Origin of the sequence: Rhodanobacter soli (genome assembly GCF_040548735.1) — a bacterium.
In the GTDB taxonomy this organism is placed as follows: Bacteria; Pseudomonadota; Gammaproteobacteria; order Xanthomonadales; family Rhodanobacteraceae; genus Rhodanobacter; species Rhodanobacter soli_A.
The window spans coordinates 441,337-456,208 of the sequence record NZ_JBEPSD010000001.1 but is presented as its reverse complement, the minus strand read 5'-3'; the positions used below and the strand labels follow the sequence as shown (position 1 = coordinate 456,208).

At 67.8% G+C, this 14,872-nt stretch carries 19 protein-coding genes; 16 read left to right on the top strand and 3 right to left on the bottom strand.

Features of this window, described 5'->3' with window-relative positions:
* Positions 1-100: 100 nt before the first annotated feature.
* Positions 101-532 (top strand): DUF4399 domain-containing protein, encoded by a 432-nt coding sequence (locus ABIE04_RS02125; protein ID WP_354546929.1) that lies wholly within the window; start codon positions 101-103, stop codon positions 530-532.
* A gap of 31 nt (positions 533-563) precedes the next feature.
* Here ABIE04_RS02125 and ABIE04_RS02120 read toward each other — a convergent pair whose 3' ends face one another.
* Positions 564-1,313: a transporter gene (locus ABIE04_RS02120; protein WP_354546928.1), complete on the bottom strand. Its 750-nt coding sequence runs from the start codon at positions 1,311-1,313 to the stop codon at positions 564-566.
* Positions 1,314-1,407: 94 nt separating this feature from the next.
* Between ABIE04_RS02120 and gltX the strand changes: the two genes are divergently transcribed.
* From gltX to hisIE, 15 genes are all read left to right on the top strand, one after another.
* Positions 1,408-2,823 (top strand): glutamate--tRNA ligase, encoded by a 1,416-nt coding sequence (gene gltX, locus ABIE04_RS02115; protein WP_354546927.1) that lies wholly within the window; start codon positions 1,408-1,410, stop codon positions 2,821-2,823.
* 35 nt (positions 2,824-2,858) lie between these two features.
* Complete coding sequence (locus ABIE04_RS02110) at positions 2,859-3,137, top strand: hypothetical protein (protein ID WP_354546926.1); 279 nt, start codon at positions 2,859-2,861, stop codon at positions 3,135-3,137.
* Positions 3,138-3,168: 31 nt separating this feature from the next.
* Entirely contained in the window at positions 3,169-3,684 is a 516-nt protein-coding gene (locus ABIE04_RS02105) for a transcriptional repressor (protein WP_354546925.1), read from the top strand.
* Between the two features lie 99 nt (positions 3,685-3,783).
* A complete protein-coding gene (locus ABIE04_RS02100) occupies positions 3,784-4,218 on the top strand; it encodes a MerC domain-containing protein (protein WP_354546924.1) in 435 nt (144 codons plus the stop codon).
* Between the two features lie 58 nt (positions 4,219-4,276).
* A complete protein-coding gene (locus tag ABIE04_RS02095) occupies positions 4,277-5,230 on the top strand; it encodes a cation diffusion facilitator family transporter (protein WP_354546923.1) in 954 nt (317 codons plus the stop codon).
* A 67-nt stretch (positions 5,231-5,297) separates the two neighbouring features.
* Positions 5,298-5,459, top strand: a complete 162-nt coding sequence (locus ABIE04_RS02090) for a 30S ribosomal protein THX (RefSeq protein ID WP_015447337.1) — start codon at positions 5,298-5,300, stop codon at positions 5,457-5,459.
* Between the two features lie 201 nt (positions 5,460-5,660).
* Positions 5,661-5,999 carry a YerC/YecD family TrpR-related protein gene (locus ABIE04_RS02085; RefSeq protein WP_354546922.1) on the top strand — a complete coding sequence of 113 codons (339 nt, stop codon included), beginning with the start codon at positions 5,661-5,663 and terminating at the stop codon, positions 5,997-5,999.
* On the top strand, positions 5,996-6,889 hold the full coding sequence (gene hisG / locus ABIE04_RS02080) for an ATP phosphoribosyltransferase (protein ID WP_354546921.1): 894 nt from the start codon (positions 5,996-5,998) through the stop codon (positions 6,887-6,889). Before ABIE04_RS02085 ends, hisG begins: the two co-directional genes overlap by 4 nt.
* 13 nt (positions 6,890-6,902) lie before the next feature.
* Positions 6,903-8,210: a histidinol dehydrogenase gene (gene hisD / locus ABIE04_RS02075; RefSeq protein WP_354546920.1), complete on the top strand. Its 1,308-nt coding sequence runs from the start codon at positions 6,903-6,905 to the stop codon at positions 8,208-8,210.
* Positions 8,207-9,337, top strand: coding sequence for a histidinol-phosphate transaminase (gene hisC / locus ABIE04_RS02070; protein ID WP_354546919.1), 1,131 nt, complete (start codon positions 8,207-8,209; stop codon positions 9,335-9,337). The genes hisD and hisC overlap by 4 nt, the downstream gene beginning before the upstream one ends.
* Positions 9,334-10,401 (top strand): bifunctional histidinol-phosphatase/imidazoleglycerol-phosphate dehydratase HisB, encoded by a 1,068-nt coding sequence (hisB, locus tag ABIE04_RS02065; protein WP_354546918.1) that lies wholly within the window; start codon positions 9,334-9,336, stop codon positions 10,399-10,401. The genes hisC and hisB overlap by 4 nt, the downstream gene beginning before the upstream one ends.
* Positions 10,401-10,991, top strand: coding sequence for an imidazole glycerol phosphate synthase subunit HisH (gene hisH / locus ABIE04_RS02060; RefSeq protein WP_354546917.1), 591 nt, complete (start codon positions 10,401-10,403; stop codon positions 10,989-10,991). Before hisB ends, hisH begins: the two co-directional genes overlap by 1 nt.
* Positions 10,988-11,716 (top strand): 1-(5-phosphoribosyl)-5-[(5-phosphoribosylamino)methylideneamino]imidazole-4-carboxamide isomerase, encoded by a 729-nt coding sequence (gene hisA, locus ABIE04_RS02055; protein WP_354546916.1) that lies wholly within the window; start codon positions 10,988-10,990, stop codon positions 11,714-11,716. The genes hisH and hisA overlap by 4 nt, the downstream gene beginning before the upstream one ends.
* Positions 11,710-12,480 carry an imidazole glycerol phosphate synthase subunit HisF gene (gene hisF / locus ABIE04_RS02050; RefSeq protein WP_354546915.1) on the top strand — a complete coding sequence of 257 codons (771 nt, stop codon included), beginning with the start codon at positions 11,710-11,712 and terminating at the stop codon, positions 12,478-12,480. Before hisA ends, hisF begins: the two co-directional genes overlap by 7 nt.
* A 16-nt stretch (positions 12,481-12,496) precedes the next feature.
* A complete protein-coding gene (gene hisIE / locus ABIE04_RS02045) occupies positions 12,497-13,126 on the top strand; it encodes a bifunctional phosphoribosyl-AMP cyclohydrolase/phosphoribosyl-ATP diphosphatase HisIE (protein ID WP_354546914.1) in 630 nt (209 codons plus the stop codon).
* A gap of 6 nt (positions 13,127-13,132) precedes the next feature.
* On the opposite strand, the gene ABIE04_RS02040 is transcribed toward hisIE, so the two are convergent.
* Both ABIE04_RS02040 and mtnC read right to left on the bottom strand, forming a co-directional pair.
* Positions 13,133-14,143 (bottom strand): C13 family peptidase, encoded by a 1,011-nt coding sequence (locus tag ABIE04_RS02040; RefSeq protein WP_354546913.1) that lies wholly within the window; start codon positions 14,141-14,143, stop codon positions 13,133-13,135.
* A gap of 21 nt (positions 14,144-14,164) precedes the next feature.
* The gene (gene mtnC, locus ABIE04_RS02035; RefSeq protein WP_354546912.1) at positions 14,165-14,851 is read right to left on the bottom strand and encodes an acireductone synthase; all 687 of its coding nucleotides are present in this window, start codon (positions 14,849-14,851) and stop codon (positions 14,165-14,167) included.
* Positions 14,852-14,872 lie beyond the last annotated feature (21 nt).

Genomic DNA, 14,872 nt, shown 5'->3' with positions numbered 1-14,872 from the left:
GCGGCGACATGGCGGGCGCATGACGCCGTGGTGACGTGCGGATGCCTTGAAGGCGCCGCAGCACTTACACTGGGCCATCCTTCCCCGCTGGAGACCGACGATGAAACGCATCCTGCTCGCACTTGCCCTGACCGGACTGACCAGCGCCGCGATGGCCGCCGACGCTGGCCTGCCGGTCACCCCGGCACCCGGCGGCGCCGCGGTCTACATCATCTCGCCCGCCAACGGTGCCACCGTGGGGCAGGACGTCACCGTGCGCTTCGGTCTCAAGGGCATGGGCGTGGCGCCGGCCGGGGTGGCCAAGGAGCACACCGGCCACCATCACCTGCTGGTCGACGTGAAAGAACTGCCCGCTGCCGGTCAGCCGATCCCGAACGACGCCAACCACATCCACTTCGGTGGCGGCCAGACCGAGACCACGCTGAAGCTGAAGCCCGGCACGCATACCTTGCAACTGGAGCTGGGCGACCAGAACCACGTACCGTTTGATCCGGCGGTGGTGTCGAAGAAGATCACCATCCACGTCAAGTGAGTTTCGCGCTGCGCCGGCTGGCTTCCGACGCTCAGCGTCCGAAATAGATCGCGACGCCGAGGTTGGTCTGCCAGTCGGGCACCGCGCCGTCCAGCCGACGATCGAAGCCGGCGTCGAGTTGCACGCGTGGGGTGATCAGCCAGCCCAGTCCGGCACCGGCAACCGTGCCGCTGCCCTGGCCCGGCGTGCGCAACCGTGCGGTTTCGACATACAGCACCAGCGTGCTGCTCGGCATGTAGTTGTCGCTGACTGCCACGGTGGTGCTGTCCGTGCCGTCACTGCGCACATTCTGCAGATACAGGCCCAACGAATTGCGCTCGCTTGCCTGCAGGTTGAACTGGGCACCGAGCAGGTATTGGCGCCGGTCGCCACGGAATGCCTTCGCGCCATCGGTGAATTCCACGCTGCCCAGCAGGCCCCAGCTGACGGCCTGGCTCGAGGAGGGCAGTGCCAGTTTCAGCCCGAGTATCGTGTCGCCATGTCCGTGGCTGTGGTCGTCACTGTCGGCGCCGCTCTGCCGCAGCGAGTTCCACGGCGAGCTGCCCAGCTGCAGTTCCAGCGGGCCGCCGATGCCGATGCGCAGCAGGCTGTCGGCGCTGTACTGCGAACGGGTGATGCCATTCTGCCGACTGCGGCTCCAGTCCGGCAGCCCCTGTTCGATGGTGATGTCGCCAGTGCCGAGTACGACGGGCGTGAAACCATAGCCGGGGCGGTCGTAGCCCGGATTGCCGGCCAGGGCGGGCAGGGCAAGGCTCGACGTGAGCATGGCGAGTACGGCCATGCGCATGCGCCGGTGTGCATGCTGGCTGCGGCAACGGCTTGTGTCCCGGTATCGGCTAAAATCCATCACTTCGCTCCGCATCCATCGAGTTCCCATGACCGTCCGCACCCGATTCGCCCCCAGCCCCACCGGTTTCCTGCACATTGGCGGGGCGCGTACTGCACTGTACTGCTGGCTGGAATCGCGTCGGCGCGGCGGCGAATTCATCCTGCGCATCGAGGATACCGATCGCGAGCGTTCCACCGACGCGGCGGTGCAGGCGATCCTCGACGCGATGCACTGGCTCGACCTCGACGCCGACGAGGGCCCGTTCTACCAGACCCAGCGGCTTGCGCGGTACAAGCAGGTCGCCGACGAACTGGTCGCTGCCGGCAAGGCGTACTACGCCTACGAGAGCAAGGAAGAGATCGAAGCGATGCGCGAGGCCGCGATGGCGAAGGGCGAGAAGCCGCGCTACAACGGCCATTACCGCGACCGCAACGAGCCCGGCTTTCATGAAGCCCGTCGTGAAGATCCCAATCGCGTGATCCGCTTTCGCAACCCGAGCGAAGGCTCGGTGGTGTTCGAGGACAAGGTGAAGGGCCGCATCGAATGGGCCAACAGCGAACTGGACGATCTGGTGATCTTCCGCTCCGACGGCTGGCCCACCTACAACTTCGCCGTGGTGGTCGACGACATCGACATGGGCATCACCGAGGTGATCCGCGGCGACGACCACGTCAACAACACGCCGCGGCAGATCAACATCTATCACGCGCTGGGCGCCAAGGTGCCGGAGTTCGCGCACCTGCCGATGATCCTGGACAAGGAAGGCAAGAAGCTGTCCAAGCGCACCAACTCGGTCAGCGTGATGGAGTACCGCGCCGACGGCTTCCTGCCGCACGCGATCCTCAACTACCTGGTGCGGCTGGGCTGGTCGCACGGCGACCAGGAGATCTTCTCGCGCGAGGAGATGATCGCGCTGTTCGACATCGCCGACGTCAACAAGGCCGCTTCGCGCTTCGACACCGAGAAGCTGGCCTGGCTCAATCAGCACTACCTGAAGACGGATGATCCGCAGTCGCTGGCCGCCGAATTCGAGTGGCACCTTCAGCGCGCCGGCATCGACGCTTCGCACGGCCCGGCGCCGGTCGACGTGATCGTGGCGCTGCGCGACCGCGTGCACACGCTGAAGGAAATGGCCGAGCGCGCGAAGATCTGGTACGCGCCGATCGCCGAATGGGACGACAAGGCGGTCACCAAGCATCTGAAGAACGACAGTGCGGTTGCCGTGCTCGATGCGGCCAAATCGCTGCTGGCCGGGTGCGAATGGATGCCGGAGCCGATCCACCAGGTGATCGAGCAGGTTGCCGCAAAGCTTGAGCTGGGCATGGGCAAGATCGCGCAGCCGCTGCGGGTGGCGATGACCGGCACCCAGGTCTCGCCGTCGATCGAGTACACGATCTACCTGGCAGGCCGCGACGAAGCGCTCAAGCGCATCGACGCCGCGATCGCCCTCGCGCGGGGATGAGTTTCTCGCCATGCCAATGACACGCTGAGCCCGCCATGGACGAACTGCTGGCCAGGGCTACCCGTGGCGTCGATCCCGATGCGCCGGGAGCGTTCTGGCATATCTTCTTCAACCTGTTGAATATGCTGCCGTGGGCAGCCATGTTCTGGTGGAGCCTGCTGTTCGTCGCGGTGGGCGCGCTGCTCGGCTGGTGGCGCGGCCGCCTGCTCGAAGGCATCGTGTGGGCGTGGGTGCTGGGGCCGATCGGCTGGATCGTGATCCTGGCCAGGCCCCGCCCCGCGCCGCGCCCGCAGCCGCCGCCACTGCGGCGCTGAGCCTTGCCTGGAGTGATGCGGTTGCGAGTGTATGATCCGTCTTGAGGTGAAACGCGTGAGCCACGAAGTCGTCCACAACCCGCACGCGCACCATCCGCATCATCATCATGAGGATGCGAAGGGGTTCGTGCGCGCGGTGGAGCATGCCAGCGAGGAGCGCGGCTTGCGCCTGACCCCGCTGCGCAAGGAAGTGCTCGAGCTGGTCGCGACTGCGCACAAGCCGGTCAAGGCCTACGATCTGCTCGACCAGCTGCGCGAGAAGCACGGCAACGCCGCGCCGCCCACGGTCTATCGCGCGCTCGACTTTCTGCTCGAGAACGGCTTCATCCACAAGCTGGAATCGATCAACGCGTTCGTCTCCTGCCACCACCCGGCCGAGGCGCACCAGGTGCCGTTCCTGATCTGCGACATCTGCTCCAGTGCCCAGGAAGTCTGCGATGAACGGGTCGCCGAGCTGATCGAGGCACAGGCGAAGGCGTTCGGCTTCCGTCCACAGGCACAGACGCTGGAAGTCCACGGCACCTGCCGGCATTGCCGCAAAGCCTGAATCCACCGGTCGTCGGGTATGGCGCTTTGTAATGTTATAATGTAACATATGACTCACCGGGTACTGAGCCGCCACGTCTGGCGGTGCCGGGGCAGGTCGATGGATTCCGAACAGTCGAACAAATCCCGCTGGTGGCATGTGGCCGATCGCGTTGGCGCGATGGCTTCCTTCCTGTGCGCGATCCACTGCGCGCTGCTGCCCTTCGTGCTTGCGCTGCTGCCGTTGCTGGGTCTGGAATTCCTGGCAGACCATCGCTTCGAGCGCGTTTTCGTGCTGTGCGCCTGCGTGCTGGCCTCGTTCGTCCTGGTCCGCGGCTATCGCCGGCACCAGCGCCCGTTGCCGTTGCGGCTGGCGGTGCCGGGGCTGGCCTTGCTGCTGCTCGGCGTCATCTATCTCGATGGTTCCTCGCCGATCCTGCACAGCGTGCTGGTGACCTGCGGCGGCCTGCTGCTGGCCGGCGCGCATTTCGTCAACCTGCGGCTGGACAGCCACGGCGATGGCGCCCACGTGCACGGCCCGCAGTGCGCGCACTGAGCGGCACTGAACAACGTGGTGATTGTGTAACGGCGGCGGCCGTTCCTAGCATGCACGCATGAACACGGCCCACGTCCACCAGCACGATCACGCGCATCACGAACATGCGCACGGCCACGCCGTTGCGTCCGGAGGGCGCAGTCGCAAGCTGCTGTTTGCGTTCATCTTGACCACCGTGATGATGGTGGTCGAAGTGGTTGGCGGCGCGTGGTCCGGCTCGCTGGCCTTGCTGGCTGACGCCGGACACATGATGGTCGATGCGCTGGCCCTGCTGCTGGCGGTGGTCGGCGCATGGATGGCGACCAGGCCGGCCGATGCGCGGCGCAGTTACGGCTATGGCCGGGCAGAAGTGCTGGCGGGTTTCGTCAATGCACTCGGCCAGTTCGTGCTGGTCGGCTGGATCGCCTACGAAGCCGTCGTGCGGCTGCTGCATCCCGGGGAAATCCTGTCCGGGATGATGCTGGCCGTGGCCGTCGCGGGGTTGCTGGTGAACGTGCTGGTGCTGCGCACCTTGCACGGGCATGCGCACGACGACGTCAACCTGGCCGGCGCCAGTCTGCATGTGCTGGGCGACCTGCTCGGCTCACTGGCGGCGGTGCTGGCGGCGCTGGCGATCCGCTGGTTCGGCTGGCTGTGGGCCGATCCGGTGCTGTCGCTGCTGGTCTCGCTGCTGATCCTGAACAGCGCATGGCGGTTGCTGCGGATGTCCGCGCACATCTTGCTGGAAGGCGTGCCCGACGGCATGGACAGCGCGCTGGTGGAAGCGTCGCTGCGCACGGCCGATCCCGGCATCCGCGACATTCACCACCTGCACGTGTGGCAACTGGCGTCGGGTTCGCGCATGGCCACCGTGCATGCCGAGCTGGATGAGCATGCCGACGGCGCGCGGGCCTTGCAGGCGATCAAGCGGATGTTGCTGGAGCGTTTCGGGATCCAGCATGTGACCGTGCAGATCGACCCCGGCAAGTGCCTCGATGCCAGCGGAGACTGCGCCGGACACGGTCAACCCTGACTATCCCGTACGGCTCCGACACTGCTATGATGGCAGGCCGTTCATCCAATAAATCAAGGAGTTCCCCATGGGTAAGGGCGATCGCAAGACCCGTCGCGGCAAGACCTATCGCGGCAGCTACGGCAATACCCGTGCGCACGGCGTGCTGCCGGCCGTGGTGGGCGCCAAGCCCACCGTGACCAAGCCGGCCGCCGCCAAGAAGGCCGCGCCGAAGAAGAAGTCGGCCTGAGCCGACTCCGGCCTGCACTGGCTCACAGGACCCCCGCCTCGGCGGGGGTCTTTAGTTTTTGGAAGGGGCGGCTGTCGAAGCCGCCCCTGGCGTTTCGGGCAACCACTGCTGAACCCGGGTTGACGCCGGCGAAGGACGGGTTTGCCGCGGTGCCGCATGCCGTGTATGATGCGCACCACTGTGTTAATGCGTTAGTACATTATGAAACGTCGATCACTCGATCCGGAAACCCCCGTCGAATCCGCCGAGCAGAGCCTTTACGAGGCGCTGCTCTCGTTGAAGAACAGCGAGGAGATGGGCGCTTTCCTGAGCGACCTGTGCACGCCGGCCGAGCTCGAGGTGCTGGTGGACCGCTGGCGGGTGGTCCCGTACCTGCTGGAAGGCGTGTCGTACCGCGAGATCCACGAGCGCACCGCAGTCAGCATCACCACGATCGGACGGGTGGCGCGTTACCTCAACCAGGGCAGCGGCGGCTACCTGGCAGCCGCGGCCCGTGCGGCGCGGCGGCAGTCGCAGGCAGCCAAAAAGGCGAAGGCATGAAAACGCGCGATCGCTTGCGCATTGCGATGCAGAAGTCCGGCCGGCTGACCGAGCCGGCGCTGGAACTGCTGACCCGTTGCGGGCTCACCTTCCGGCAGAGCCGCGACAAGCTGTTCTGTTTCGGCGAGGGCGAGCCGGTCGACCTGCTGCTGGTGCGCGACGACGATATTCCCGGCCTGATCGCGCAGGGCGTGTGCGACCTCGGCATCGTCGGGCGCAACGTACTGAGCGAGTTCCAGCTCACCACGGGACGCGACGCCGAACCGCTCAGCGAACTGCGCCCGCTCGGCTTCGGGCGCTGCCGGCTGTCGATCGCGGTGCCGCAGGAGCTGGACTACCGCGAGCCGGCGCAACTGGAAGGCCGGCGCATCGCCACGTCGTATCCGGGCCTGCTGGGTGAATGGCTGCGCACGCAGGGAATCGCTGCCGGCGTGGTGACCCTGGCCGGTTCGGTCGAGATTGCGCCGAAGCTGGGCACCGCCGACGCGATCTGCGATCTGGTGCAGAGCGGCGGCACCCTGGTGGCGAACCAGTTGCGCGAAACCGAAGTGCTGCTGCAGAGCGAGGCGGTGCTGGCGGGACCGCTGACCCTGCCGGTGGACGAGCGCGGCGACATGCTGGAACTGCTGCTGAAGCGGCTGGACGGAGTGATCCAGGTGCGCGAGTCGCGCCTGCTGCTGCTGCAGACCTCGCGCCATACGCTGGAAGCCGTCACCCGCCTGCTGCCCGGCGGTCCGCAGCCGACCCTGCTGCCGGTGGCCGGCCAACCGGACCAGTTGATGCTGCAGGCGCTGTGCGCCGGCGAGATGAGCTGGCGGCAACTGGAAGAAATCAAGAAGGCCGGCGCGCGCGAGATGTTCGTGCTGCCGGTGGAGAAGATGCTTGCATGAAGAGCTGGTTGGCATGAAACGTCTGGACTGGAACGTACTGGATGAAACGGCACGTCGGGATGCGCTGGCGCGGCCCGCGCAGTTGCGCGCGGACGAACTGCGCCGCGGTGTCGAGCGGATCGTTGCCGCCGTGCGCGAACGCGGCGACGCGGCGCTGCGTGAACTCAGCGCGACATACGACCGCTGCACATTGGACGCGATCGCGGTGGACGAGGCCGAATTCGCTGCGGCCGAAGCCTTTCTCGATCCGGACCTGAAGGCGGCGATCCGCGAAGCAGCCGCACGCATCGAGCTGTTCCATCGCGCGGCGGCACCGCAACCGGTGGCGGTGGATACCGCACCCGGCGTGCGGGTGGAGCGCGTGTTGCGTCCGATCAGCCGGGTCGGCCTGTACGTGCCGGCCGGCAGTGCGCCGCTGCCGTCGACCGCCCTGATGCTGGGCGTGCCGGCGCATATCGCCGGTTGCCGCGAAGTGGTGCTGTGCTCGCCGGCGCGCGCCGATGGGCGTTGCGACGAGGCGGTGCTGTATGCCGCGCGCCTCACCGGCGTGCACCAGGTGTTCAAGCTGGGCGGTGCGCAGGCGATCGCCGCGATGGCCTACGGCACCGCCAGCGTGCCGAAGTGCGACAAGCTGTTCGGCCCCGGCAACGCCTGGGTCACCGAGGCGAAGCTGCAGGTGTCGTCCGACCCGGACGGCGCCGCGATCGACATGCCCGCCGGCCCGTCGGAAGTGCTGGTGATTGCCGATGCCGAGGCGAATCCCGTGTTCGTCGCCGCGGATCTGCTGTCGCAGGCCGAGCACGGGCCGGATTCGCAGGTGATCCTGCTGAGTCCGTCCGCCGAGTTGCTGGACCAGGCGGCGGCCGAGGTCGAACGCCAGTGCGCCGCATTGCCGCGTGGCGCGATCGCCCGCCAGGCGCTGGCGCAGAGCCGGTTGATCGCGGTCGACTCGCTGGCGCAAGCGGTCGAAGTCAGCAACCGCTACGCGCCCGAGCACCTGATCCTGCAAGTGGCTGCGCCGCGCGCCTTGCTCGACGGCATCGACAGCGCGGGCTCGATCTTCCTCGGTCAGTGGACGCCCGAATCGGTAGGCGACTACTGCAGCGGCAGCAACCATGTGCTGCCGACCTACGGCTACGCGCGCAGCTACAGCGGCGTGTCGGTGGCCAGTTACCAGAAGCAGATCAGCGTGCAGGAAGTCAGCGAAGAAGGCCTGCGCAACATCGGTCCCTGCACGGCGATGCTGGCGGCGGCCGAACAACTCGAGGCGCACCGCCGCGCGGTGACCTTGCGATTGGCCACATTGGAGGCACTGTCATGAGCGTGCTCGATCTGGCGCGGCCGGAAATCCGCGCGATGCAGCCGTATTCCTCGGCGCGGATGGAGGCCAGCGGCGGTGAGGTATTCCTCAACGCGAACGAGTCGGCGTGGGTCCCGGTGGGCGACGACGGCCTCGGCTGCAACCGCTATCCCGAGCCGCAGCCCGCGGCGCTGGTCGAGGCGCTCGCGGCACTCTACGGCGTGCGGCGCGAACAGTTGCTGGTCGGCCGCGGCAGCGACGAGGCGATCGACCTGCTGGTGCGCGCGTTTTGCCGCGCCGGCCGCGACGCCATCCTGATCCAGCCGCCGACGTTCGGTATGTACGCGGTGTGCGCGCGGGTGCAGGACGCGGGCATCGTCGAGGTGCCGCTGGCGGCGGATTTCACCCTGGACGTGGACGCCGTGCTGGCAGCACTGACCCCGGCGGTGAAGCTGGTCTTCATCTGCACGCCGAACAATCCCACCGGCCAGCCGGTACCGCGCGCCGCGGTCGAGCGGCTGGCGCAGGCACTGAGCGGTCGCGCCTTGCTGGTGGTGGACGAGGCCTATGTCGAGTTCAGCGACGCAGGCAGCGTGGCGGACCTGATCGATCGCTACGACAATCTCGCCGTGCTGCGCACCTTGTCCAAGGCCTGGGCGCTGGCCGGTGCACGCGTCGGCAGCTTGCTGGCGAATGCCGAGGTGATCGCGCTGCTGCGCCGGATCATGGCGCCGTACCCGCTGCCGCTGCCGTGTGTGGACGCCGCGTTGCTGGCGTTGTCCGGCTGGGGCCGGGCGAATGCACGAGGGCATGTCGGCATCGTGCGCGAGCAGCGCGCGCGGATGCAGGCAGCGCTGCGCCGGTTGCCCGGTGTGCGCGAGGTATTGCCGTCGCAGGCGAATTTCCTGGCCGTGCGCTTCGACGATGCCGGTGCCGTCTACCAGTGCCTGCTCGCGGCCGGCATCGTGGTGCGCGACGTGCGCCGTTACCCGAACCTCGGCGATGCACTGCGCATCACCATCGGCACGCCAGCGGAGAATGACCGGGTGCTGGCCGTACTGGCTGCGGCTCGAAGTGTTGCCGGGAAAGCGGCTTTTCCGAGGAGTCCGACCATGGACGGCCGGAGTTCCGCCGAGGGATCGGCATGAACAAGCGCAAGATCCTCTTCGTCGACCGCGACGGCTGCCTGATCGAGGAGCCGGCCGATGAGCAGATCGACAGCTACGAGAAGCTGGCCCTGCTGCCGGGCGTGATCGCCGCGTTGCAGCGCTTCGTCGCCGCCGGCTATGAGCTGGTGATGGTGACCAACCAGGACGGCCTGGGCACCGACCGTTTCCCGGAGCCGCATTTCACCGGACCGCACGAACTGCTGCTGCGCATCCTCGCCTCGCAGGGCATCCGCTTCCGCGAAGTGCTGATCGACCGCAGCTTCCCGCACGAAGGCCGCGACACGCGCAAGCCCGGCGTCGGCATGCTGCGCCACTACCTGGCCGACGACGGCTGGAGCCGCGCGGCGTCGGCGATGGCCGGCGATCGCGAAACCGACCTGCAGTTCGCCGCGAACATGGGCGTGCGCGGCTTCCGCGTCGGCCCGCAGGGCGTGGCTTGGGAGGAACTGGCGCACCAGCTGCTCGACGCGCCGCGCGTCGCCACGGTGGTGCGCAACACCAAGGAAACCCGGATCACGGTCAGCGTGGACCTGGACAAGGTGGCCGAGCCGCAGGCGCACACCGGCCTCGGCTTCTTCGACCACATGCTGGAGCAGATCGGCAAGCACGGCGGCTTCGCGCTGAAGCTCGACTGCGACGGCGACACCCACATCGACGAACACCACACCATCGAGGACTGCGCGCTGGCGCTGGGCAGCGCCTTGAAGCAGGCGCTCGGCGACAAGCGCGGCATCGGCCGCTACGGCTTCACCCTGCCGATGGACGAGGCGCAGGCCAGCGCGGCACTGGACTTGTCCGGCCGGCCGTACTTCGTGTTCGAGGGCAGCTTCCCGCGCGAGCGCGTGGGCGAGGTGCCGACCGAACTGGTGCCGCATTTCTTCCGTTCGCTGTGCGAGAGCCTGGGCGCGAACCTGCAGCTGGTGGTGCGCGGCGACAACGCGCACCACATGGTCGAGGCCTGCTTCAAGGTGGTGGCGCGTACGCTGCGCCAGGCGATCCGCCGCGAGGGCAGCGAGCTGCCCAGCACGAAGGGCGCGCTGTGATGAGCGTGGTCCTGGTCGACGCCGGCGGCACCAATATCGGTTCGGTGCGTTACGCGCTGCAACGGTTGGGCGTGGATGCCGCGCTGACCGCGGACGCGGCGACGATCCGCGCCGCCGACAAGGTGATCCTGCCCGGCGTGGGCGCCGCCGGTCCCGGCATGGCACGGCTGCGCGAGCTGGGCCTGGTCGAGCTGTTGCGTTCGCTGAAGCAGCCCGTACTCGGCGTCTGCCTGGGCATGCAGCTGTTGTGCGCGCATTCGGAGGAGGGCGATACCGAATGCCTCGGCCTGATTCCGGCGCCGGTGCGCCGCTTCGCCGAAGCTCCCGGCTTGCGCGTGCCGCACATGGGCTGGAACCGCTTGAGCGCGAAGCAGGCGCATCCCTTGCTGGCCGGGCTGGGCGGCGATGAGCAGGCGTACTTCGTGCACAGCTATGCAGTGCCGGTGAGCGACTGGACCCTCGCCACCAGCGACTTCGGCGCGGCATTTTCCGCCGTGATCGCGCGCGACAACTACTACGGCATGCAATTCCATCCCGAGCGCTCCGCCGCCGTCGGCGCGAAGCTCCTCAAGAACTTCCTCGAACTATGAGCTTCGACGTGATTCCCGCGATCGACCTGCGCGGTGGCCAGGTGGTGCGCCTGAAGCAAGGCGACTATGCGCAGCAGACCACGTATGCGGCCGATCCGCGTGAACTGGCGCGGCGTTACGCCGACGCCGGCGCACGCCGGCTGCACCTGGTCGATCTGGATGGTGCGCGTTCGGGTCGGCTCGACAATCTCGCCGTGATCGGAACGATTGCTGCGGACGGCATGCAGGTCCAGGCCGGTGGCGGGGTGCGCGACGAGAATGATCTTGAGCGATTGTTCGACGCCGGCGTGGATCGCGTGGTGCTGGGCAGCGTGGCGATCCGCGATCCCGAACTCGTCGCCGGCTGGCTGGGCAAATACGGTGCCGAACGGTTGACCCTCGCGCTCGACACGCGTTGCATCGATGGCCGCTGGACCCTGCCCAGCGCCGGCTGGACCGAAACCGAGGCGCGTACGCTGGACGAGCTGGCGCCGTGGTATGCCGCGCGCGGCGCGCGCCACCTGCTGTGCACCGACATCGACCGCGACGGCATGCTGGCCGGTTTCAACCTCGATCTTTATCGTCACCTTGCCGACAGCGTGCCGCAGCTGGCGGTGCAAGCTTCCGGCGGCGTGCGCACGCTGGACGATATCCGCGCCGCGCGTGAGGCAGGTGCGCAGGGCGTGATCCTCGGCCGTGCGCTGCTGGAAGGGCGCTTCACCGTCGGGGAGGCCTTGGCATGCTGAGCCGCCGCATCATTCCCTGCCTCGACGTGCGCGACGGCCAGGTGGTCAAGGGCGTGCGCTTCCGCGACCACGTGGTGATGGGTGAGATCGTGGACCTGGCCCTGCGCTACCGCGACGAGGGCGCCGACGAACTGGTGTTCTACGACATCACGGCGAGCCCGGAAGGACGCAGCGTGGATCGTGGCTGGGTCGAGAAGGTCGCCCGCGCGATCGACATTCCCTTCTGCGTGGCCGGCGGCATCCGCTCGGTCGACGAGGCGCGCGCGGTACTGCACGCGGGCGCGGACAAGATCTCGGTGAACTCGCCGGCGCTGGAGCGGCCCCGGTTGATCGACGAGCTGGCTGCCGCGTTCGGCGTGCAATGCGTGGTGGTCGGCATCGACTCGCTGCGCGATGCCGACGGCGAATGGCGCGTGCGCCAGTACACCGGCGACCCTGCGAAGACGCGGGCGCTGCCGCGCCGCACGCTGGACTGGATGGTCGAGGCGCAACGGCGCGGCGCCGGCGAGATCGTGCTGAACTGCATGGGCAGCGACGGCGTACGCGGCGGCTACGATTTGGAACAGCTGGCGGCGGCGCGTGCGGTCTGCCATGTGCCACTGATCGCCTCGGGCGGTGCCGGTGCGCCGGAACATTTCCGCGACGCCTTCATCGAGGCCGACGTGGATGGTGCGCTGGCGGCCAGCGTGTTCCATTCGGGCGCCATTGCGATCCCGCAACTCAAGCACTATCTGCGCGGCCAGGGTGTGGCCGTTCGCCTCTAATCCTCTGGAGCCCGCCATGGCCACCGAATCCGTCATCGATGTCAGCCGCCTCGACTGGGCCAAGGGCGACGGCCTGCTGCCGGCGATCGTGCAGCACTGGCTCAGCGGCGAAGTGCTGATGCTCGGCTACATGAATGCCGAGGCGCTGGCGCAGACCCAGGCCGGCGGCCAGGTGACGTTCTTCAGCCGCAGCAAGCAGCGGCTGTGGACCAAGGGCGAGAGCTCCGGCCACGTGCTGGCGCTGAAGTCGATCCGCGTCGACTGCGACGCCGACACCTTGCTGGTCCAGGCCGAGCCGCATGGCCCGACCTGTCACCTCGGCACGTCCAGTTGCTTCGGCGAAACCGTGCGGCCGCCGCTGGGCTTCCTCGCCGAACTCGACGCGCTGGTCGCGCAGCGCCATGCCGAGCGGCCGGCGGGCAGCTATACCACCAAGCTGTTCGAAGGCGGCATGCGCCGGATCGCGCAGAAAGTCGGCGAGGAAGGTGTCGAGACGGCGTTGGCCGCCGTCGTGCAGGACGATGCCGAACTGCTGGGCGAAGCGGCGGACCTGGTCTTCCATCTCACCGTGGCGCTGCGCGCGCGCGGACTCGGCTTGGCCGATGTCGCCCGCGTGCTGGCCGACAGGCACGCGGGACGCGGCTGAGTCGATTTACCGTGGAGTGGCGACGGAGGCGCTGCCGGCCGGTGTCGCGGGTTTGAATGGCAGCTTCGGTCCCGGTGTGATCCCTTTGCGCCACGAGGCGAGCTGCCCCGCGATGCCGCTGCCGATGTCGATCTGCGGTTCCGACGGCGTCAGCTTGTCCTTCTGCTCCCACTGGCTGATCTCGCCGCTGGCCTGCTTGAACGCTTCGATGAAATCGGGAGTGCGGTTCAGCGCATCGACCAGCCAGGCCTTGCCGAAGTAGGTGATGTCCGAGTCGCTGCCGCAGCCGAACGAGCTGCGGTCGCTGCGGGCGGCGGTGAGCACCAGGGTGCCGGGGCCGCGCAGCGGCGGCACGAAGCCGCCCGAATAGCAGGCGTTGACCACGACCACCTTCCACTTGAACGGGTGCATGGACAGGATGCCTGCCAGGTCGCTGGCGCCGAGCTGGTCCAGCGGCAGCGGGTCCATGTCGACCAGCAGGCTGTGATCCTCGCTGCCGTGGCTGGTGAGGTACAGCAGCAGGATGTCCTGGTCCGGCTGCATCACCTTGCCCAGGCCTTCGAGCGCGGTTTCCAGGTTGCTCCAGCTGGCCAACGGGCGGGTGGCCAAGCTGGCCGGGTTGTTCTCCAGCACCAGGCTGTGGGTGGTGGCGCCGAAGCGCTGCGCGAACAGCCGCGCGGCGTATTCGGCTTCATTGCGGAATACGTCCTCGCTGCCGTCGCCGGCGAAGACGAGCAGGTACAGGTTGGGTTTGCCAGGTACGCGCGGGCCGAGCTCCGCCAGCGCGTCGCGCATCATCCGCGGCTGCGCGTACAGCACCTGTTCCGGCGTCGGAGCCCGGCTGGGCCAGTTGTCGACCTCGGCGTCGCTGTCCAGTGCGGTGTCCGGCTCCACATCGACGGACGCAGCGGGCGCGGGATGACCGATGGTCGAACGCATCATTGGGTGGCCAGGCCACCACATCGCCAGCAGCACTCCGGCGGCGAACGCAAGCAGGACGGTCAGGACGCTACGCATGGCGGGATTCGCGCGGCAGGTTCAGGGCGTGATCGCGTCGAAATCGCGATAGACCGGGTGGCGCGGTGATTCGGGCAGGGCCTGCGGCTCGCGGACCAGCCAGCCGGTATGGAAACCGGCTGCCCGTGCGGCGTCGAGCTCCTCCACGATATCGGACAGGAACAGCAGGTGCCGTGGCTGTTCCTCGATCGCCTCGGCGATGCGCCGGTAGGATTCGGATTCGCGCTTCGGGCCGGTTTCGGTATCGAAGTAGCCGGCGAACAGCGCGCTCAGGTCGCCCGCTTCGCTGTGGTGGAAGAACAGCTTCTGCGCCGGCACCGAGCCGGAGGAGTAGACGTACAGCCGCAGCCCGTCGGCGCGCCAGTCGCGCAGTCGCGCGGCCACTTCCGGATAGATGTGGGCGCGGTAGTCGCCGGCCTCGTAGCCGTCCTTCCAGATCATTCCCTGCAGCGCCTTCAGCGCGGTGGATTTGCGATCCTGGTCGATCCACTGCAGCAGCAGTTCGATGATGTCCTGGCGGCGGGCCTCCACCAGCCCGGCTTCGATGGCCGCCTCATGCAGCCAGTGTTGCACTTCGGGCTTGTTGCCGTGGGTTTCGACGAAGGCTGGCAGGCGCTTGCGCGCGTACGGAAACAGCACGTCGCGGACGAAGTCGATCGAGCTGGTGGTGCCCTCGATATCGGTGACGATGGCGCGGATTTCGATCATGGCGACGGTGGCGTAGGTGGG